The following is a 19,380-nucleotide window of genomic DNA, read 5'->3' as shown; positions in this document are numbered from 1 at the left end:
CCTGCCTTCGAAAGTGGCCCCACCAAAAGCGAACAACGCATCTTGCCTTTGCGCTGAGGGAAGCATACGCCGGGAAACTCCATCTAGGTAGCAGCTGAGCGCGTTTTGACGGCTCTAAACGCGCTCTAATGCGACGCAGTTGGGTCAGCGCTCCGGGGTGAGGGTCTTCGAGAACAGCACGGCTCCGTTGGCGTTGCGAAGGCTCGCGGTGAACGTGCCGTCCGCGGCGAGGTCCACGTGCCCGAAATATTGGTTCTCGCCATCCCGCGGGGATTCGCCCGGGAAGCGACCAGCTTTGGCAAACACCACTTCGGGTCCGAACGTTCCGTCCATGGCATTCGGACCAAACGAGCCAGCGTTGATGGGACCGGCCACGAACTCCCAGAAGGGATCGAAATCGGTGAACGAGGCCCCGTTCGGGGGAGTAGTGATGGGCGGCGCAGTAGTGCACGTCCGCCGTCAGCCACACAGTGTTCTTGACACCGTCCCGCTTGAAAGCACTCAGCACGCCGGCGATCTCCAGTTCACGCCCGAGAGGAGCCCCGTTGTCCCGGTTGGAGAGGCTCTCCTGGTTCACGGCCCCGTCCGGCACGATGATGCCCAACGGGAGGTCCGCGGCGATCACCTTCCATGTCGCCTTGGATTGGCGTACTTCCTTGATGAGCCAGTCCACCTGCTCCTGGCCCAGGATGTTGGTGGCATAGGGTTCTTTGCCGTCGGTGTTGGGGGACTTGAACGTCCTCATGTCCAGGCAGAAGACATCCAGCTGGGGGCCGCGCGAAATCTTCCGGTAGATGCGGGCAGGTTGGTACTGGCCGGCGTCGAACGTTCCCGGGCGCCAAAGCGCCGCGGAGTCCGCGATCGGCATATTCTCCTGCCAGGCTTGCCGGCCGCGGGCTGCGAGGACGTTCACGTTGCGTTCGGTGTAGCGGGCGTCGTCCAGGATCTGGCCCGGGTACCAGTTGTTGTGTGTCTCGTGGTCGTCCCACTGGGCGATCACCGGAACCTCGGCGAACATGGCGCGCATATTCGCGTCCAGCGAGTTGTAACGGTGCCGGCCCCGGTATTCGGCGAGTGTCTCGGCGACCTTGGAGACTTCCTCGGTGACGAGGTTCCGCCACACCTGGCCGACCTTCTCCGTGACAGTGGCAGCGATGGGGCCGTCGGCGTAGATGGTGTCTCCGGAGTGGATGAAGAAATCCGGCCGCGTTGCGTGCATTGCCTTGTACCCACGCATGCCGCCGATCTCCTCGTTGATGCCCCAGCCCTGCCCGGCAGTGTCGCCGGTCCACACGAAGGACTGCGGGTACGACGACGGCCTGCCGCCTGGGTGGGCGTCTTCAGGGCCGCCGTTCCCGGATGAGTCAGGCGCAGTAGTGAACGTCCCCTTGACGGCCTCGCCGAGGCCGTTCTCGTCCTCGAAGTTAAGTTCAAGGGCGAAGCGGGTCCCGGCAGGAAGTCCTTTGACGTGGATCTTGGCGGTGAAGTCGCTGGCTTCGGTAGCGAGAGGGCCTTGGATGGTGCGGCTGAATCCGTAGCGCCCCCGGAGGATTTCGCCGGCGCTGTCCACTGCCTGCAGCCGGGCGCTCAGACGGCCCGGACCCGAAGCACGTGACCAGAGGACAGCGGAGTCGGTGGTGACATCCCCGGTGGCAATTCCCGTGGGGAGTGTGAGGCGTTTGCGGACCAGGGGGATGGCGGCGGGGGCGGGCGCGGCGGTACCGGTTGCGAGACCGGCCAAAGCCAGGCCGGTTAAGGATGTTTTTACGAGGGTTCGGCGTGAGAGATCAGTCATGGTTCCACTGTTCCGGGCAGCAGTGAACGGAGCATGAGCCTGAGGTGAAGGAAACGGAACGAGTACCGGTGCCCGCCTAAACAAGTGGCCCATCCCGGAAAATTGCGTACTACCTGGTGCAAATTCAGGCAATCAATGAAAAAGACGAGTATCTGCTACTCGTGCGGTGCCAATGGCCAATTCCTAGCATTAAGTTCCCTAGGGTTTCTGAAATTCTGTTCCGCCGGCTCAGCGGTGGTTCGCTCCCTCGCACGTGACGAGTGGCGCTCCCCATAACACTTCTGTGCTATCGCATACGCCCCTCCCCTGGGACTTCTGCGTGCTCAGACCAAAGCCACGGATTCTGGGACATCTAATGAACATTTACAATGACGAGCTACAAACTACTCTGTCAAAGAACACGCCCGGCGGCACCTTGCTGCATGGGTCGCGCAAAAATAAAGTCCTGTTGATCGCAATTGCCATCATCGTTGTTATAGGGCTAATTCCATTGATTTTTGGGGTTCTTTCACAGGCAGGCAACCCCGCGGCCGATGTGGGCCAGAATGTGTCCAGTGAACAACTGGCCACCCCCCAGGCCTCTGAGTCCAGCCCCGCCACGCCCGCTGCGAGTGAAGCAGCAGCTGCACCTGCAACCGAAGCCAAGGCGCCGGCTGCAGAACCTGCACCGGCCGAACCCGCGGCGCCGGCTGCAGAACCTGCACCGGCCGAGCCCGCACCGCCGGCGGTGGATACCAACCTCTATACGGTTGTCGCCGGAGATACCGTGGGCTCCATAGCTGCCCGGTACGGGGTGAACATGAACGAGATGCTGGCTGCCAATGGCTTGAGCGGCTACTCCGTCATCGTGCCCGGCCAGGTCCTGAAACTTACTGGACCAGCTGTTCCACTCATCGAGCCGGCGCCGGCCCCCGCCGCAGCCCCAGCCCAGGGCCGCCCCTGCGCAGGCCGCTCCGGTGCAAGCTGCCGCTCCGGTAGCTGCAGGCTGGACGATCTACGTGGCTGGATCCGGAGGCCAGAGCATGGTGGACGCATGCATAGGGCCGATCCATTTCACTCCCACGGACGCCTACGCATTGTTCATTACCGAGCACGACTTCTGTGGAGGCTGGGCACGCTTCTCCGGTATCGGTGTGGGACAGACGGTTAACATCCCGGGCTACGGCACGTACACAGTGACCGGAAGGGGCCAGGTGCCCAACCCCGGAACCACCAACAATGTGGCGGCTGTCTTCGGCGGCTTCCCCGCGGTTGTCCTGCAGACCTGCATCCCCGGCACGAGCCAGATGTTGGTGATCGGACTTAACTAGTAAGGACAGCCAATCAGGCCGGCGCCGTAAGGCGCGCAAAGCGGAGGATGCCCAAGATGGCCGGGGCCAGCTCATCCTCCATCTGGTGGTAGACCTCTTCCGCTCGGCGGTAGGGGTCTACCACGTCGTTGTCGGCAGGATCGGCAGGCAGTGCCAGATGCCGGACGGAAGCGGCACGGGCGGGAAGTGCGCGCCAGAATTCCACGATGTCGCCCTCGGGAACAACATCGCCACGCGTCTCCAGGACGGCGAGCATCCTCGCAAATTCACGGATGGTGAAGGTTCGCTTCAACAAGGAGGCATCCAGTTGAAGGACTTCGCCCCGGTGCTTGGACGTCATGGCCAGCACAAGGTCGGTTTCCCGGAGGATCTTCTGGTTCAGCTGCCTGGCCGCGAAGTTGTCTGGGCTGCCACGGAAGGTGCTGATCATCTTGGCCGACAGGGGTTGAATCGGCTCTCCCACCATGGCGCGCGTTCCGGCGCTGCGAACCTCGAATGATCCCGGGCTTGCGTGGTTGAGGCCCGCCTGCAGCAGCCGTTCCGCCACCGGGGAACGGCAGATGTTCCCTGTGCAGACGGTGAGGATCCTGAAGGGCTGGGGCGATTCCACGTGAGGCTCTTTTCTTGCGGGGGCTTGGGACGGCTCGGGTCCCATCCCAAGTTAACACGGGCAGCAAAGCGCGCCTTGTCACAACGCCCGGCTGCACCCGTGCGTTGTAATCAGCCCTTGGTGTCCCACTGAACGCTTGACTGAAAACGTCCGCTCCGCATATTCTGAACGAACGGTCGGTAATTTATTAGGAGCAACCATGGCATCGCAGAATCTGCAATCAGTGCCCGCTGAGCTGTCCCCGGAAGAGCAGGAGCGGGAGGCAGCCGGCAAGGCGTACTTTGATCGCATCATTTCGGAAGACTCGCGCATCGAACCGCGCGACTGGATGCCGGAGGCTTACCGCAAGACTTTGCTGCGCCAGATCTCGCAGCACGCGCACTCGGAAATCATCGGCATGCAGCCGGAAGCCAACTGGATCACCCGCGCCCCCAGCCTGAAGCGCAAGTCCATCCTCATGGCCAAGGTCCAGGACGAGGCGGGCCATGGCCTGTACCTCTACTCGGCAGCTGAAACCCTGGGCCAGACCCGGGACAAGATGATGGAAGACCTCATTGCCGGCAAGGCCCGGTACTCGTCGATCTTCAACTACCCGGCGATTTCCTGGGCGGACATGGGAGCCATCGGCTGGCTTGTGGATGGCGCAGCGATCTGCAACCAGGTTCCCTTGTGCCGTGCGTCTTATGGTCCTTACGGCCGCGCAATGGTGCGCATCTGCAAGGAAGAGTCCTTCCACCAGCGCCAGGGTTTCGAGATTCTGCTTGAACTCTCCAACGGCACGCCTGAGCAGAAGCAGATGGCCCAGGAGGCTGTGAACCGCTGGTACGCGCCGTCGTTGATGATGTTTGGCCCGCCGGATGATGACTCACCCAACTCCAAGCAGTCCATGGCCTGGAACATCAAGCGGTTCAGCAACGATGAACTGCGCAGCCGGTTCGTGGGAATGATGGTGGAGCAGGTCAAGGTCCTCGGCCTGACCCTGCCTGATAAGGACATCCGTTTCAACGAAGAAACCAAGAAGTGGGAGCACGGACCCCTGGACTGGAATGAGTTCAAGGAAGTCCTGGCCGGCCGCGGCCCCTGCAACTCGCAGCGCATCGAGCGCCGCCGCGAGGCACACGAAAACGGTGCCTGGGTTCGCGAAGCCGCCGTTGCCTACGCCCGCAAGCAAGCACAGAAAGAGAACGCAGCATAATGGCTCCTCACGGTAACCCGGAAGAACCGGCAAGCTCGGCCAGCGAGATCAAGCGCGAGGCCCCCAAGGTTGCGGCGACTACGCCGGCGGAACAGCAGCACCACGAGACCCCGTGGTCCCTCTGGGAGGTCTTCGTGCGCTCCAGCCGAGGCCTGTCCCACGTGCACGCCGGTTCCCTGCACGCTCCTGATGCCGCCATGGCACTGAGGAATGCACGCGACCTTTACACGCGCCGCAACGAAGGCGTATCCATCTGGGTTGTCCCGGCCGAGGCGATCTCCTCCAGCGATCCCGATTCCAAGGGCGCCTTCTTCGAATCGCCGCAGGGCAAGGACTACCGCCACGCAACGTATTACACCAAGAGCGAAGGCGTGAAGCACCTGTGATGACTGACAAAGACACTGACTTCGCCATTGAAGGCCACGGCGACATCTCCGTGGGCGTTCACGGAGCGGGAGCTTCCGGTGACGGTTCAGCCAGCGCCACCCGCATCACCCCGGGCAACGCCCTCCGCCCGGAAGACATTGCCCTTGAAGTACGGCGTGGACAGGTCAAGCCCAGCGATGACGTAGCCGAGTTTGCGCTGCGCATTGGCGACGACGGCCTCATCCTCGCACAGCGCCTTGGCCACTGGATTTCCCGCGCACCCGAGCTTGAGGAAGACATTGCACTCGGAAACATCGCGCTGGACCAGTTGGGCCACGCGCGCTCCTTCCTGACCTATGCTGGTGCGGCCTGGGACAAGTCCGAGGACGATCTCGCCTACTTCCGCCGCGAGCACGAGTTCCGTTCCGCGCACCTGTTCGAGCAGCCCAATGGGGACTTCGCGGTGACAATCGCCCGCCAGTTCATCGTGAGCTACTACCAGTACGAGCTCTACACGGCCCTCACCGCATCCAAGGACGCCACCCTGGCGGCCATCTCCGCCAAGGCCGTGAAGGAAGTGGATTACCACCGCGACCACAGTGCCCAGTGGGTGCTTCGCCTGGCTGGCGGCACGGACGAGTCCCGCGCGCGCATCATCCAGGGCTTCAAGCTCGTGTGGCCATACGTGGACGAACTCTTCGAAGACGATGAGCTCACCACCCGCCTGGCCGAGGCTGGCGTGACAGTGCAGCCCTCAAGTCTTCGCGCCGAATTCGATCGCCTCACTGGCCAGATCATGGCCGAAGCCGAACTGGAGATCCCTGCCGTTCCGCAAGCACTGGGAGGCGGGCGTCGCGGCAAGCACTCCGAATTCCTGGGTTACATCCTTGCTGAGATGCAGGTCCTGGCCCGCGAGCACCCCGGCGCGAGCTGGTGACCATCATGGCAACCCTTGCTCGTTCAAAAACACGCACCCAAGAGCAGAGGGCCTGGGACATTGCGTCCACGGTCTGCGACCCGGAGATCCCGGTCCTCACCATCGAGGACCTCGGCATTCTCCGTGGCGTACACGTCGTCGAGGTCCCGGACGCACAGCAGCCCACGGACGCCCAGCAGCCCACGGACAAAGCGGACGACGGCGGCACTTCACGTACCGCCGTCGAGGTCACCATTACGCCCACGTACTCGGGTTGCCCGGCCATGGATGCGATTGGTGACGACCTGCGGAGGGCCTTCGAGAAGGAGGGCTACGCGAGCGTGCACATCAACCTGGTGCTCTCCCCGGCCTGGACCACGGACTGGATGACCGAGTCCGGCAAGGCCAAGCTGCAGGAATACGGGATCGCGCCTCCCACGGGAAGGGCTGCCGCAGGCGGCCACTCCGGTCCCGTTCGTTTGAACCTGGCTGTGAAATGCCCGCAGTGTTCTTCGCTGAACACCAAGGAGCTCACCCGCTTTGGTTCCACGTCCTGCAAGGCGTTGTTTGTCTGCCAGGACTGCAAGGAACCGTTCGACTACTTCAAAGTCCTCTAAGGAATTCCATGACCACCGAAACCCAGACGGCCAGCCGCCGTCGTGCGTCTTTCCACACCCTGACCGTCTCGGAAGTCCGGCGCCTTACGGACGACGCCATCGAGGTGACGTTCGCTGTTCCCACCGAGCTGGCCGGTCAGTATGACTACCTCCCCGGCCAGTACGTCGCGCTACGCACCACGCTGCCGGATGAGCAAGGTGAGCCGCACGAGATCCGCCGCAGCTACTCAATCTGCGCAGAGCCGCGCAGCTTCGCCGATGGCAGCAGCGAGATCCGGGTGGCCGTCAAGAAGGACCTTGGCGGTGTCTTCTCCACGTGGGCAAATGCCGAGCTGAAGGCCGGCGACAGCCTTGACGTCATGAGCCCGCAGGGCGCGTTCATTTCGCGGCACGGCAAGGACGGCTCGTCGGTCCAGCACAACGTCATGAATTCCATGAACCACCCGGAAGAGCTGGCGGGGGAGCCCGGGAACTTCGTTGCGATCGCTGCGGGTTCAGGCATCACCCCCGTGATGGCGATCGCCCGGACGCTGCTGGCCGCCAATCCGGAGACCACGTTTGACCTGATCTATGCCAACAAGGCTGCCATGGACGTCATGTTCCTTGAGGAGCTGGCGGACCTGAAGGACAAGTACCCCTCGCGCCTGGCGTTGCACCACGTTTTGTCCCGGGAGCAGCGGATCGCCCCGCTGATGACCGGCCGCATCGATTCGGAGAAGCTGCAGGCCCTGCTGAGCAGTGCCATCCATGCCGAGGATGTGGACGAGTGGTTCCTCTGCGGGCCTTTCGAGCTGGTCCAGCTGTGCCGCGACACCCTCGCTGCCCGCGGCGTGAAGCCCGAGCACGTGCGTTTCGAGCTGTTCACCACTGGCAGTCCGGACCGCCCTGAGGGCAACGCGGGCCGTCCCGTTGTGGAGGACGAGTCGAAGGAAACCTACAAGATCACGTTCAAGCTGGATGGTTTGACCGGCGAGGTCGCCAGTCCCACCCACGCCCGTGAATCCATCCTCAATGCTGCACTGCGTGTCCGCCCCGATGTTCCGTTCGCCTGTGCAGGCGGGGTCTGCGGCACCTGCCGCGCCAAGCTTGTGACCGGTACGGTGTCCATGGATGAGAACTACGCCCTGGAGCAGGACGAGCTGGACAAGGGCTACGTCCTCACCTGCCAGTCCCACCCCACCAGCGAAGAAGTTACCGTCGACTTCGACGTCTAAGGAGTCCCCATGATCGAGCTCTCCATTGCCAACGGCATTGCCGAAATTGTCCTCAATGCCCCCGAAAAGCTGAACTCGCTCAACGAGGACGCGCTCGCCGAACTGGATAAGGCGTACGACGACGCTGCTGCCGCCGCCTCGCGCGGTGAGGTGCGGGCCCCTGCTGCTTCGCGGTGAGGGACGTGCCTTTTGTGCCGGCCGCGACATCGCAGGTGTTACCCCCGAAACCGACGACGCGCAGGCGTATCTCGGTGGGCTGGTGGAACCGCTGTTGAAGAAGATGGCCGCGTTCCCGGCACCCACCTTTGCTGCCGCACATGGAGCTTGCCTGGGGGTTGGTTTAGGGCTGTTGTTGGCCACGGACGTGGTGTACGTGGCGGAGAATGCCAAGTTCGGTTCGCCCTTTGCCAAGCTGGGCGCCACCCTGGACTCCGGTGGCCACTGGTACTTCACCGAGCGACTGGGCATGCACCGGACACTGGACCTGATCTATACGGCCGACCTGATCACTGGTTCGGAAGCCGTAGAGCGCGGAATGTTCAGCCGGGCGATGCCGGATGACGCATTGCTTGCCATGACCCGCGCAATCGTCGAGCGCGTAGCCACAGGTGCCACCGGTGCTTTCGTTGCCTCCAAGGAACTCGTGGCCCACATCCGCGATCAGCGCCTGGGACTCTGGGCGTCCATGGCCGAGGAAAACACAGAGCAGGCACGGCTGTGCAAGACCGACGACTACGCCGAAGGCTTCCGGGCGTTCCAGGAGAAGCGGGCGCCGGTTTTCAAGGGGTAACCCCGAGCCCCTGCCGCCGATCCCGCGCTTGTCACTGAACCAAATCCAGGACAGCGCGGACGATGCTGTCGGTGTCGATCCCGTGGTAGCGGTAGACGTCGTCGAGGCCGCCTGCCTGGCCGAAGGAGTCTACGCCGAGGTTACGGCTTTTGACTTGATGCACGCTGGCCAGGAAGGCGAGTGTGTGGGGGTGGCCGTCGAGTACGGTGACCATGGGGACCGCACGCCCGGAGGGCAGGATTTGATCCAGGATCCAGGACGGTGCGTCCGGATTCTGTCCATTGCGGCCCTGCAGGGCGTCGTAGAGCAGGCCAGGGCTCGTGACGCACACGACGTCCACGGGGGTGCCTTGGGCGGCGAGTCGCTCGGAGGCCGCAACCGCTTCCGGGACCATGGCGCCCATGGCGATGATCGTCGCAACCGGTGTCGCAGCCGTGCGCAGCATGTAACCACCCGCCACCACTTGGCGACGGCGGCGCTCACGGGCGGCGGGATCTTCCGGCACGGCAGCCAGCTGCTGATCGATGGGTTTTGTGGAGAGGCGCAGGTAGGCGGATGTGCCGTCGGGCCGTCCGAGTTGGGACATGGAAGCCAGCAGCGTCCACTCGACGTCGATGGCGAAGGCAGGTTCGTAGCTGGTGCAGCCGGGCTGTTCCAGGCCGATGGACGGCGTCTTGATGGACTGGTGCGCACCGCCTTCGGGTGCGAGCGTGACACCGGATGGCGTGCCGACCAGGATCGACTGGCCGCCGGCGTAGATGCCGTAGGACCACGGTTCCAAGGCCCGCTCGACGAACGGGTCATAGAGCACGCCGATCGGGAACAGCGGCTCGCCCCAGCGGCTCCAGGTTGCGCCGAGCTCGCCCAGGAGGCTGACAAGGTTGACCTCGGCAATGCCGAGTTCGATGTGCTGCCCCGTGGGTTTTTCCCGCCAGTGCATGACGGTTTCGGAGTCGTCGCTGAACCAGTCAGGGCGCTCTTCCACTGACCATACGCCCACCTTGTTCAGCCAGCCGGCGAGGTTGGTGCTGGAACTTACGTCCGGGCTGACGGTCACCAACCGGCGGGCGACGTCGGGCGCGGCACGGTTGACGTCCAACAGGGTTCGGCCCAGGGCCGCCTGTGTGGTGGCTGTGCCCGAGGGGGTTCTGCCGAAATCTGCGGGTACTGCCGGCGGGGCAACCGCAGGTACAGCGGTGCGACGAAGGGCTTCGGCTGTGGTCAGCACCAGCTGTCCCTCGGTGCTTAGGGGATCGAACCGCGTCCACGGTGTCTCCGGGTCCTCGCCCATCGTGTCTGCCAGTTGGCGGTATTGATCGACGGTGAGCAGCGACGAATGGTTCTGCGGATGGCCCTCAGTTGGCAGTCCGTTGCCCTTGATGGTGTAGGCAATGATGACGGTGGGACGGGTGTCATCGATCCGGGAGTAGGCCTCGCGCAACGCGGCGAGGTCGTGCCCGCCCAGGTTCCTGATGGCCCGGGTCAGGGTCTGGTCCTCGACGCCGGCAATAAGTTCAGCGATGGCCGCACCCCCTGCGCCCTCACTAGGGAGCCTGCGGCGCAGCTCTTCGGCGGAGCAGCGCAGCAGCCGTTGGTATTCGGGGTTGGACATGTCAACAATGCGTTTCCGGAGCGCGTCGCCTCCTGCCCTGGCCATGAGGTTTTCCAAGAGATGGCCGAACCGCACGGTGATGACCTGCCAGCCAGCGGCCTCGAAGAGGCGTTCTATCTTGCCCGCGGCAATGTTTGGCACCACCCGGTCAAGGGACTGCCTGTTCAGGTCTACGATCCAGACGATCTCGCCAAGATCCGCAACGTTCGAGTCCAGTACGGCCTCCCAGACGGCACCCTCGTCCAGTTCGGCGTCGCCGACGAGCGAGTACTGGCGTCCACGGTTCGGTGTGCCGCTCACGGTCTCGACGTACCGCCGCGAAATCGCACCCCAGATGGGGGCTGTGGCCCCGATGCCGACGGATCCCGTGGAGTAGTCAACGGGATCCGGGTCCTTCGCGCGGCTAGGGTAGCTCTGCAGCCCGCCAAACTCTCGCAGCGTTGTGAGGTATTTTTCATCCAGGCTACCCAGCAGATAGTTGATGCTGTGGAGTACCGGCGAAGCGTGCGGCTTGACCGAGACACGGTCTTCGGCGCGAAGCTGCCCGAACCACAGCGAGGTCATGATCGAGGCCATGGAGGCGCTCGAGGCCTGATGCCCGCCCACCTTGATGCCGGATGTGTTCGGTCTGACCTTGTTCGCGTGATGGATGATGGATGTCGCAAGCCACAGAATGCGGCGTTCTATCGCGGCGAGTGCGTCCAGCTGGGGATCCTCGAGGCGCGAGGCGGTCTTCGGCGCCAGGTCATCGGTGACTGGAGTCAGGTTCATTGCATGCCTTAAAGGGTGTGTGGCGGTCATGGGGGTGTGAGTATTTCTTGCGAGTACCTATTGGGCGATCAGTAGTCCGCGCTTGAGGACTCCAAGCGGCGTTGCCAGAGTGCTGATGTCCTGCATGGGGTCCGCCGCGGTGACGATGAGATCGGCCCACAGGCCGGGCCGGATGCGACCCACTTGCGCCTCGAGGCCGAGCATGTCGGCGGCCTCGCACGTCGCAGACTTCAGTGCATGCTGTGCTGCCAGTCCGGCGTCGACATAGCGTTCCAACTCGCTGGCAATGAGATCAAACGTGACGTGTGCAGGTCCTGCGTCCGTCCCAGCCACGATTGACACGCCAGAGTGCAGGAACCGGGTCACGTTGGTAAACCGCGATTCCAATCGCGCCACCGCATTGCGGTCCTGCGGGTTGGATAGCACCTGGTGACCCTCCCGCAATTGCCGGGAAACGATGTCCGCTGAGATGACGGTGGGCACAATGTGGATCCCGGCATCGGCCGCCCTGCGCAACAGATCGCGATCGGGCGCGCACTGCTCATCCGGCCCCAGCATGGAGGCGTGTTCCAACGAGTGCACGCCTGCCTCGATGCAGGCGGCCATCGAGGAACTGGCATGGGCATGGGCCGCGGTCCTCATGCCGTAGGAGCCGGCGATGACCACTGCTTCACGGAGCAGCGTGGGGTCGAACTCAAAGACCGCCGGACTGGTTCCGGGAGTAAATCCGCCGCCGCTGGCCATGAGCTTGATCCAGGTGGCGCCGGCCGCGTGCTGTTCGGCGATGATGGTCTCGACGTCGTGACGGGTGCGTACCTCTCCGCCCAGGTCGTGCCCGTGCCCGCCCACGCGGCAGATCGGCGCACCACAGTGAACCACCGTGGCGACGTCGGACGCCATGCCGAGGGCTGCCCTCATGGGGGCGAGCAGGTGCCTGGGTGTCCCGCAGTCCCGCACAGTGGTTGTCCCGGCACGAAGCGCAATCCGCGCATTCGCCACAATCTGCGCAACGATCTGTTCATCGCTGCTGCCCTGATAAGTTCCCTTCGGGTCATCACCGCCATCGAAGGCCAGGTGGACATGGGCATCCATCAGTCCGGGGGCCACGAACCTGCCCTTCAGATCCAGGACGCTGCCCATGTCCGGCTCACTGCCGGCTGGAGTAATGCGGGAGATCTGCCCAGCCTGGAGCCATACGTCGCTGAGGGAACCAGATGTGCCCGACTCGGGATCAACAACACGCGCATTGAGCAGCACGGTGACGTCGTCGCCTATCCGGGCAGCCCGGCTGACGCTGGACGGTAGGGGTCGATCCGTCACGTCAAAGGTGATGGTCATGTCAGTTGCTCCTTTTGCTTACGTGCATCGAGTAGGTTTCGTCCAGCAATTCGGTGAGCGCCTCAGCGGCGAGGCGTACGCCTCCCGTATCAACATCGAGATGGGTGACGGCACGAATCGTGGACGGGCCAAAAGCGCCCATTCTTACCCCGCTCTTCTGAAGCAAGCGGTCCACCAGCACTGCTGCGGTGACGGGGAAGTCCACCAGGTCAAAGAGGACAATATTTGTCTGGACCTTTAGCGGGTCGATCGAAATGTGGGGATGGACGGCCAGCAGCTCGGCCAGCAGACGGGCATTCGCATGGTCATCTGCCAGCCTGTCCACGTTGTTGCGGAGGGCAAAAGTACCGGCTGCCGCCACAATCCCTGATTGGCGCATGGAGCCACCCCACCGTTGCTTGAGCCGCCACGCCTCGTTGATGAAATCAGTGTCGCCGGCCAGCACCGCGCCTACTGGGGCGCCCAGCCCTTTGCTGAGGTCCAGCCAGACTGAGTCGAACGGGGCACAAAAGTCGCGGGCAGATACGCCTGTGGACACCACCGCATTGAGCAGGCGGGCACCATCCATGTGGGTTTTGATCCGATGAGCCCGTGCCACCTTCGTCACTGATGTGATGCCTTCCAGCGTCCAGCACGTACCACCTCCGAGGTTGGATGGCTGCTCAATGGAGAGCACCGCATTCCTGGCCGATGACCTGCCCTCCGGGCGAAGCGCCGCTTCAAGCCGGGCAACAGAGAACACGCCACGATCTGCCTTGATGGGCCTGTACATAGCCCCGGCCAGGGCGGGAGCGCCGGTTTCCTCATGGCACAGAGAGTGCGCACTCTCGTCAACAAGAATCGCATCCCCGGGTCGGCAGTGCAGGGCGTAGGCGATCTGGTTGCACATGGTTCCTGATGGCAGGAAAACCGCCTCCTCTTTGCCCAGGAGGTCACGTGCCAGGGCAACCAGTTCGTTGGTGGAGGGGTCTTCACCCTTTTGTTCATCCCCAACCTCGGCGTTTGCCATGGCCTGCCGCATGGCCTCTGTCGGCCGGGTAATAGTGTCGCTGAACAAATCGATCCTGATGGGGTAGCTTGACCCGACCGGAATCAATGGGCGGCCTTGGGTGCCGTGGCAGTCCGGGGTTGGAACAACTTGTAGCCGTCCCGTGGAATGCCCACACGTACGTGGGACGCGTCCGTGCGCTCGCGGGTTTCTACCACCAGGGCTTGCTCGCCGACGCCCACCCTGTAGCGGAAGTGATGTCCGTGATACGACCTCTCAAGGACGGGTCCGTTAACGGTCATTTCGTAGCCTTCGGACGACGCATCGTCAGGCAACAGCGCCAGGGCTTCCGGCCGAACGGAAACCACGACGCCGTCGGAACCAATCGAGGACGGTACGTGGATCGCTTGGTCCAACCCGTCGATCTTGATCGTCAGGATCCCCTTTGAGCGGGCGATCACTGTTCCCTCCAGAAGGTTGCTGGTGCCAACAAAATCAGCAACGAAGAGGTCCGCGGGATCGTTGTAGATCTGCTCCGGCGTACCAATTTGGCGCACTGTTCCGGCCGACATGACCGCAATCTTGTCGCTCATTGCCAGGGCTTCGTCTTGATCGTGGGTCACGAATACCGTGGTGACGCCAATCTTGCGTTGTAACTGAAGCAACCAATCGCGGGTACGTTCGCGCAACTTGGCATCAAGATTGGAAAACGGCTCGTCCAGGAGCAACAAGCGCGGAGGAAATGCCAACGCGCGTGCCAGCGCCACTCGTTGTTGCTGGCCACCGGAGAGCTGATGCGGATAGCGGTCTGCCTGATCGGAGAGATCAACCAGCTCAAGCACTTCGTCGACGCGCCGGCGGAGTGCCTCGGACTTGAAGCGCCGGAGGCGCAGCGGATAGCCGACGTTGTCGCGGACCTTCATGTGCGGCCATACGGCATATGACTGGAAAACCACGCCGCAATCGCGGCGTTCCGGTGGCAGGAATGCGGAGGAGTCATGGTTGAACAAGGTTTGGTCGCCCACAACGATGCTGCCGCCGTCGGGCTTGAGTAGTCCTGCGATGGACCAGAGCGTTGTGGACTTGCCGCAGCCGCTTGGGCCAAGCAAGGTCAGGATCTGCCCGTCGGAAGCGGTCACCGACACGTTGTCCAGGACCGTCAGACGGCCAAACTTCTTGGTGAGATTGGAAATGACCAGATCAGGCATTGGGGCGAACTCCAAACAGAAGGCGTCCTGCGGCCAGGACAGCTGCGGTGATGACAAGTTGGATGACTCCGAGGGCGGCGACGGTGCCTCCGAGGCCATTTGCCGCAATTTGAAGCATGGCCAGTCCGAGAACCTGTGTTTCGGGGGTCACCAGGAAGACTGCGGCGTCGGCTTCGTTGAACATCGCTACAAACAGCAGGACGAACGAGATACCCATGGCTGGCCTCAGGAGTCGGATAATGATGGTTCGCATGGCTGTCCACCAATCCGCCCCGGCCGAGCGCGCGGCGCGGTCCAGGTCCGCGCCCAGCGCCGCAAGCGATGGATAGAACGCGGCGTAGCCCATGGCGAGCGCGCGGACCCCGAGGGCTATTCCGACCGCCCAAAGTGTTGCTCTGAAGGTTCCGGAGTGGTCGAGGATGGCAAACGTCCAGAAGAAGGCCATGCCTGTGATCAGGCCCGGGACGGCCCGCGGATACAGCACGATGTGCTCCAGGGACCCGCGGAACCGAAAATTGGAACGGTGGGCAACCAGTGCAATGACGGCGATGCAGGCGGTCGCGATGGCAGCGCCAAGTGTGGCAATCAGCAAACTGTTGCCGATCGCTCCGGTATAGAGCGGGTTGGTTAAGATCGCTGAGAAGTTATCCAATGTCAGCACGCTGAACGGGTTGATTGCCGGCGTCAAAAGGGCGGTCACAGAGGCGAGGACCACCCCGCTGAGCGGCACCAGGGTTGCACAGCCCAGGACAACTCCGACGACGGCGGACAGCAGCCAGCCGAGGGGGCCCAATTTAACAACGTTCGCCGGTCTGGATGACTTTCCACCGGTCGTAGTAAAGCGGGCGAGGTCGCCGGCCAGGCGGTTGCGAAGCAACAGCAGCAGAGTGACGGCGAGCAACAACATGACGGCTCCTGCGGGCAGAACTCCTCCACCGGCGTCGGGGCTTCCCGTCCACTGCCTGTACAGGTAGGTGGACATCATGTTGATGTTCTTTGACGTACCGAGGATGAGGGGGATCCCCAGCGTTTCCAACGCGAGCGCGAAGACCAGCAGCCCGGAGTTGAGTAATGCCGGGCGCAGCAACGGCAGAGTCACCGAGAGCAAGGCGCGGAGGGGACCCGCTCCAGCGCAACGGGCGGCTTCCTCGAGTGTCGAATCGCCTGAGGACAGCGTCCCCCGGGCGAAGAGGTAGACCACCGGCGAGCCAAGGACCGTACCCATGACCACCATTCCTGCAACGCTGTAGAGGTCAAAGGGAACAGTGAACGGTGTGTACTCTTCCAGCAGATGGGTGGCATACCCGTTCTTGGACCACATCGACTGCCACCCGACGATGAGCACCAGTCCAGGCAGGACCAATGGCAGGACAATCAGCGCAGAATAGATTCTCCGCAACGGGAGGTCTGTCCGGGCTACCAGCAAGGCCACCGTGGTTCCAACCACCACTGAGCCGATGGTGGCGAAGAGCGCGAACTGCAGGCTGTTGGCGACGGCTGACCACCAGAGGGGATCAGTGGCCAGTTTTCGGAAGTTGTCCAGGGTACCGCTGCCGCCGCTCTCATAGAGCGGGGTGGACCAGAGCGATGACCAGACGATCGGCACGATCGGGCCGAGGATCAGCAGGACTGCCAGGATCCAGACACCGTAGTGGATGGCTCGCTCCGGCAGCCATGCCCGCTTGAGGTTCCCTGCACCTGGCGGCGGTGACGGAGCCTTTGGGCCTGTAAGTGTGGGGCTGCTCATCGCCCGAATGCTTCTTTCCAACGGTTCTTGAAGGCCGGCGCGTCCGTGACCAGGGCCTCGTCCCACTTGGCAATGTTGATGTTCTCCGCACCCAATTGCTCCGTTACCTTCGCAAGGTTCACCGGGCAGTCCACTCCGTCCAGGTAGGGTGCGAATCCGCCGGCACACCCGGCCGTCTGGCCCGCCTTGTCAATCAGGAAGTTCACAAACACTTTGGCCGCATTGGGCGACTTGCCCCCGGTGGTCGCTCCGGCACCGCGGGGCATGAAGGGTGTTCCATCTGCGAAGAACCTGTAGTTCAGTACCTTCGCGGCCGCGCCGGTGATGAGTGGCCGGGTGGCGCCGGACTGGAAGTAGGACAAGGTGTACTCGCCCTGCAGGAGTTTGTTGTACATGGGCCCTGCACTGGCTTCGACCTTGGTGTTTGGTCCGAGTTGCTCAAGTACCTTCCATCCAGCCTCTCCCGCCCTGGCTATGTATGCGTGATTAACCGTGTAGCCAAACTGCGTAGTGCCGTCATAGGTAACGATCCTGTCCTTGAGCTTGGGGTCACTGGACATCTTGGCGAGCGATGCAAGGGAATCGGGTTGTTCGGATTCGGGCAGGAGGGTGGTGTTGATCAGTGCCATGACCGGGTTCAATTCCATCGCGAAGACCCCGGGGGCGAGTTTCGCGAAGTCGGGCAGCGGAGCGGCAGCAGGTGGTGTGAAGTCCTGGATGTCACCACGCTTGACCAGATCCAGGAAGTTCGCGCCCTGGAGGCTGACGATGACGTCCGCGGTCTTTCCGCCCGTGGCCTTCTCGTTGAGGTATCGCTGGAAGCTTTCGGTTCCACCCAGGCTGATGTAGCTGGCCTTGATCTCCGGATACTGGTCTTGGAAGGCGGCCAGGACCGGTTTCATGGACGCCTCATTCGCCTCGCCATAAACCAACAGCGAGCCTTCCTTGACGGCAGCCTCAAGGATTGCCGGATCCATCGCCGCGGCGGTCGGAATGTCAGTCTTGACCGCGTAGGCGTTCGGGGTGTCACTCCCGGTGCTGCAGCCTGTCAGGCTCGCGAAGCCGCAAAGGGCAGCAACTGCGACTAGTGCACGTCTTTTCATGTGAGACTCCTTTGTCACGGGACGGTGCTTGGGGGGTGGGGTGCTTGGGTTTGGGGTGCTTGGGTTTGGGGTGCTTGGGTTTCTCGGGGCGGTGCTCGGGGTGGGGGCCGTGCTGGGGACTGCTTCTCTGGGTCTGGCACCCACTTGGCGTCCCGTAAGTGAATATGCATCGGCCGCCGGGATGCTCGGGCCGGTGCGCGCATTGCGGGGAAACCTTCACGTTTCCCGCTAGGGTGAGTCACTGCTATCTGGCGGCAACTGGCTTATCCGTAAGTGAAGGGCAGTGTTTCGCATGTTGTTCTTAAACTTTGGCACGTGGCGGCCTATTGCGCAATAAGTGAATCTGACTAATCTTAGAAACATGACTAAGTCCTCCATCGCCCCGGAGCGCGGCACCAGGCCCCGGAACCGGCGCGCCCTGATTCTTGCTGCGGCAGGTGACCTCTTCGCGCAGAAGGGATACGCGCAAGTCAGCATGACCGATGTGGCCAAGGCCATGGCGGTTCAACCATCTGCCCTTTACCGGCATTTTCCGAGCAAGGGCGAGCTGCTTCGCGAGGCGGTTGTGGCCAGCCTCCAGCCCGTTTTGGATAGCGTCACCCAAGCTCCGGACGGCGACCTGGAACAGTTGATCGCGTCGCTGGGCAGGGCGGTTTTGGAGCACCGGGAAAACGGCGTGCTGTGGGAGCGTGAATCCCGGCACCTCCCGCCTGCCACCCGCTTCGATATTGCCAGCGGCGTCAAGTTCGCGATCAGCGGCAAACTGCAGTCCGGCAGCCATCCGTTGCCCGCTTCCGAGGCTGACCTGCGGGCTTGGGCCATGTTTGCTGTGATGATCAGTGTGTCGTGGAATCCTCACCGGCTCTCACGGGTGGAGGAAGAGTTCCAGCTGGCCAGGCTCGCCCGCACTGTACTCGTCATGCCATTGCCCCCGATTGAAGCGTCGGGGAACCACCGGCGCACGCAGGTTCCCATGCCGCGTAGCCGCCGAGAGGCATTGCTGGCTGCCTCAATCCGACAGTTCGCTGCGTTTGGGTTTGAAGCCGTGAGTCTTGACGACATCGCCGCCGAGATTGGAGTCACGGGTCCCAGCATTTACCGCCACTTCGACAGCAAGGCGGAAATGCTTGCCGCAGCCCTGCATCGCGCCAAAGAAGTGCGGTGGATGGACATGTGGCGCGCTCTATCTGAAGCCGCTGATGCATCCGAGGCACTGCAGCGCATCCTTTCCTCGTATATTGCTTTCTCGCTGGCCAGCCCGGAATTCCTGCAACTGGCCGTGTCCGAACGTCCACACCTGCCCGAGGAGGACTTGCGGAACCTAATGGACGCGCAGGGCGACTACATCACCGACCTGGCCTCGCTGGTGGAGGACATTTACCCGAGTGCCAATCCGGAGGTAGTCAGAACCCGGGTGAAAGCGGCGCTGCACGTGATCAGCAGCGTTGTCCGTACTCCCTCCCTGCGGGACATCCGGGGCATCCAGGAAATTCTCGAACACATGGTAAGGGGCCTCATAGCACCCACAACCGAGCAGGGTGGCTTGTCATGAAGAAGCGCTGAACCAGCCAGGGCAAAGTTCCCAGGGCCAGGCCACCTCTACTCCGATGCCCTCCACTCGCAATGGTTCCCTCAAAAATGAGATCTTGCGCACAAAGCATCTCAGCAATAAGATAATGACCACTGAAGTAATCTGCATCACTTCAAAGCTCATTCTGAGACAGGTGCCCTAAGCAGCCCTGATTACCACGGTCCACGCATTGCGGGGCCGACTCTTCGCAAAATTACCTGGAGGCACAA

13 protein-coding genes and 3 pseudogenes are annotated in these 19,380 nt (G+C 62.7%); 8 read left to right on the top strand and 8 right to left on the bottom strand.

Going from position 1 to position 19,380, the window contains the following annotated elements; genetic code table 11:
- Positions 1-144: 144 nt before the first annotated feature.
- Positions 145-1,795 (bottom strand): annotated as a pseudogene (locus tag LDP01_RS09460) (alkaline phosphatase D family protein).
- Between the two features lie 355 nt (positions 1,796-2,150).
- Here LDP01_RS09460 and LDP01_RS09455 point away from each other — a divergent pair.
- A pseudogene (locus LDP01_RS09455) lies at positions 2,151-3,105 on the top strand (LysM peptidoglycan-binding domain-containing protein).
- 13 nt (positions 3,106-3,118) lie between these two features.
- On the opposite strand, the gene LDP01_RS09450 reads toward LDP01_RS09455, so the two are convergent.
- Positions 3,119-3,715, bottom strand: coding sequence for an arsenate reductase/protein-tyrosine-phosphatase family protein (locus LDP01_RS09450; RefSeq protein ID WP_224088687.1), 597 nt, complete (start codon positions 3,713-3,715; stop codon positions 3,119-3,121).
- A gap of 199 nt (positions 3,716-3,914) precedes the next feature.
- Here LDP01_RS09450 and paaA point away from each other — a divergent pair, with 199 nt between their 5' ends.
- The 6 genes and pseudogenes from paaA (at position 3,915) to LDP01_RS09420 (ending at position 8,813) form a co-directional block, all read left to right on the top strand.
- Entirely contained in the window at positions 3,915-4,910 is a 996-nt protein-coding gene (gene paaA, locus LDP01_RS09445; RefSeq protein WP_224088685.1) for a 1,2-phenylacetyl-CoA epoxidase subunit PaaA, read from the top strand.
- A complete protein-coding gene (paaB, locus tag LDP01_RS09440; RefSeq protein WP_224088683.1) occupies positions 4,910-5,296 on the top strand; it encodes a 1,2-phenylacetyl-CoA epoxidase subunit PaaB in 387 nt (128 codons plus the stop codon). Before paaA ends, paaB begins: the two co-directional genes overlap by 1 nt.
- Positions 5,296-6,213 (top strand): 1,2-phenylacetyl-CoA epoxidase subunit PaaC, encoded by a 918-nt coding sequence (paaC, locus tag LDP01_RS09435; protein ID WP_224088681.1) that lies wholly within the window; start codon positions 5,296-5,298, stop codon positions 6,211-6,213. The genes paaB and paaC overlap by 1 nt, the downstream gene beginning before the upstream one ends.
- A 5-nt stretch (positions 6,214-6,218) precedes the next feature.
- Positions 6,219-6,809 carry a 1,2-phenylacetyl-CoA epoxidase subunit PaaD gene (gene paaD / locus LDP01_RS09430; protein ID WP_224088679.1) on the top strand — a complete coding sequence of 197 codons (591 nt, stop codon included), beginning with the start codon at positions 6,219-6,221 and terminating at the stop codon, positions 6,807-6,809.
- A gap of 8 nt (positions 6,810-6,817) precedes the next feature.
- Complete coding sequence (gene paaE / locus LDP01_RS09425) at positions 6,818-8,023, top strand: 1,2-phenylacetyl-CoA epoxidase subunit PaaE (RefSeq protein ID WP_224088677.1); 1,206 nt, start codon at positions 6,818-6,820, stop codon at positions 8,021-8,023.
- Positions 8,024-8,032: 9 nt separating this feature from the next.
- Positions 8,033-8,813 (top strand): annotated as a pseudogene (locus LDP01_RS09420) (enoyl-CoA hydratase/isomerase family protein).
- A gap of 31 nt (positions 8,814-8,844) precedes the next feature.
- On the opposite strand, the gene LDP01_RS09415 reads toward LDP01_RS09420, so the two are convergent.
- The 6 genes from LDP01_RS09415 to LDP01_RS09390 are packed head-to-tail and all read right to left on the bottom strand — an operon-like array spanning position 8,845 to position 17,580.
- Entirely contained in the window at positions 8,845-11,196 is a 2,352-nt protein-coding gene (locus LDP01_RS09415; RefSeq protein ID WP_224088676.1) for a thiamine pyrophosphate-binding protein, read from the bottom strand.
- A 57-nt stretch (positions 11,197-11,253) separates the two neighbouring features.
- Positions 11,254-12,534 carry an amidohydrolase family protein gene (locus tag LDP01_RS09410; protein ID WP_224088673.1) on the bottom strand — a complete coding sequence of 427 codons (1,281 nt, stop codon included), beginning with the start codon at positions 12,532-12,534 and terminating at the stop codon, positions 11,254-11,256.
- Between the two features lies 1 nt (position 12,535).
- Positions 12,536-13,591, bottom strand: a complete 1,056-nt coding sequence (locus LDP01_RS09405) for a threonine aldolase family protein (RefSeq protein WP_224088671.1) — start codon at positions 13,589-13,591, stop codon at positions 12,536-12,538.
- A 35-nt stretch (positions 13,592-13,626) separates the two neighbouring features.
- Positions 13,627-14,730, bottom strand: coding sequence for an ABC transporter ATP-binding protein (locus LDP01_RS09400; protein ID WP_224088670.1), 1,104 nt, complete (start codon positions 14,728-14,730; stop codon positions 13,627-13,629).
- Entirely contained in the window at positions 14,723-16,477 is a 1,755-nt protein-coding gene (locus tag LDP01_RS09395) for an ABC transporter permease (protein ID WP_224088668.1), read from the bottom strand. Before LDP01_RS09395 ends, LDP01_RS09400 begins: the two co-directional genes overlap by 8 nt.
- Entirely contained in the window at positions 16,474-17,580 is a 1,107-nt protein-coding gene (locus LDP01_RS09390; RefSeq protein WP_224088667.1) for an ABC transporter substrate-binding protein, read from the bottom strand. The genes LDP01_RS09395 and LDP01_RS09390 overlap by 4 nt, the downstream gene beginning before the upstream one ends.
- Before the next feature lie 361 nt (positions 17,581-17,941).
- On the opposite strand from LDP01_RS09390, the gene LDP01_RS09385 reads away from it, so the two are divergent.
- Positions 17,942-19,132, top strand: a complete 1,191-nt coding sequence (locus LDP01_RS09385) for a TetR/AcrR family transcriptional regulator (protein WP_224088666.1) — start codon at positions 17,942-17,944, stop codon at positions 19,130-19,132.
- The last annotated feature ends 248 nt before the right edge of the window (positions 19,133-19,380 follow it).

Origin of the sequence: Arthrobacter sp. StoSoilB13, from assembly GCF_019977255.1 — a bacterium.
GTDB lineage: Bacteria > Actinomycetota > Actinomycetes > Actinomycetales > Micrococcaceae > Arthrobacter.
The sequence above is the reverse complement of the archived record's forward strand: the minus strand, read 5'-3'. Positions and strand labels throughout refer to the sequence as shown.

Excerpts from the sequence above, each read along its gene's own strand:
- LDP01_RS09395 (WP_224088668.1), bottom strand. The coding sequence starts at position 16,477 with ATGAGCAGCCCCACACTTACAGGCCCAAAGGCTCCGTCACCGCCGCCA.
- paaB (WP_224088683.1), top strand. The coding sequence starts at position 4,910 with ATGGCTCCTCACGGTAACCCGGAAGAACCGGCAAGCTCGGCCAGCGAG.
- LDP01_RS09400 (WP_224088670.1), bottom strand. The coding sequence starts at position 14,730 with ATGCCTGATCTGGTCATTTCCAATCTCACCAAGAAGTTTGGCCGTCTG.
- LDP01_RS09385 (WP_224088666.1), top strand. The coding sequence starts at position 17,942 with ATGACTAAGTCCTCCATCGCCCCGGAGCGCGGCACCAGGCCCCGGAAC.
- paaE (WP_224088677.1), top strand. The coding sequence starts at position 6,818 with ATGACCACCGAAACCCAGACGGCCAGCCGCCGTCGTGCGTCTTTCCAC.
- paaA (WP_224088685.1), top strand. The coding sequence starts at position 3,915 with ATGGCATCGCAGAATCTGCAATCAGTGCCCGCTGAGCTGTCCCCGGAA.
- LDP01_RS09390 (WP_224088667.1), bottom strand. The coding sequence starts at position 17,580 with ATGAAAAGACGTGCACTAGTCGCAGTTGCTGCCCTTTGCGGCTTCGCG.
- LDP01_RS09415 (WP_224088676.1), bottom strand. The coding sequence starts at position 11,196 with ATGAACCTGACTCCAGTCACCGATGACCTGGCGCCGAAGACCGCCTCG.
- LDP01_RS09410 (WP_224088673.1), bottom strand. The coding sequence starts at position 12,534 with ATGACCATCACCTTTGACGTGACGGATCGACCCCTACCGTCCAGCGTC.
- paaC (WP_224088681.1), top strand. The coding sequence starts at position 5,296 with ATGACTGACAAAGACACTGACTTCGCCATTGAAGGCCACGGCGACATC.
- paaD (WP_224088679.1), top strand. The coding sequence starts at position 6,219 with ATGGCAACCCTTGCTCGTTCAAAAACACGCACCCAAGAGCAGAGGGCC.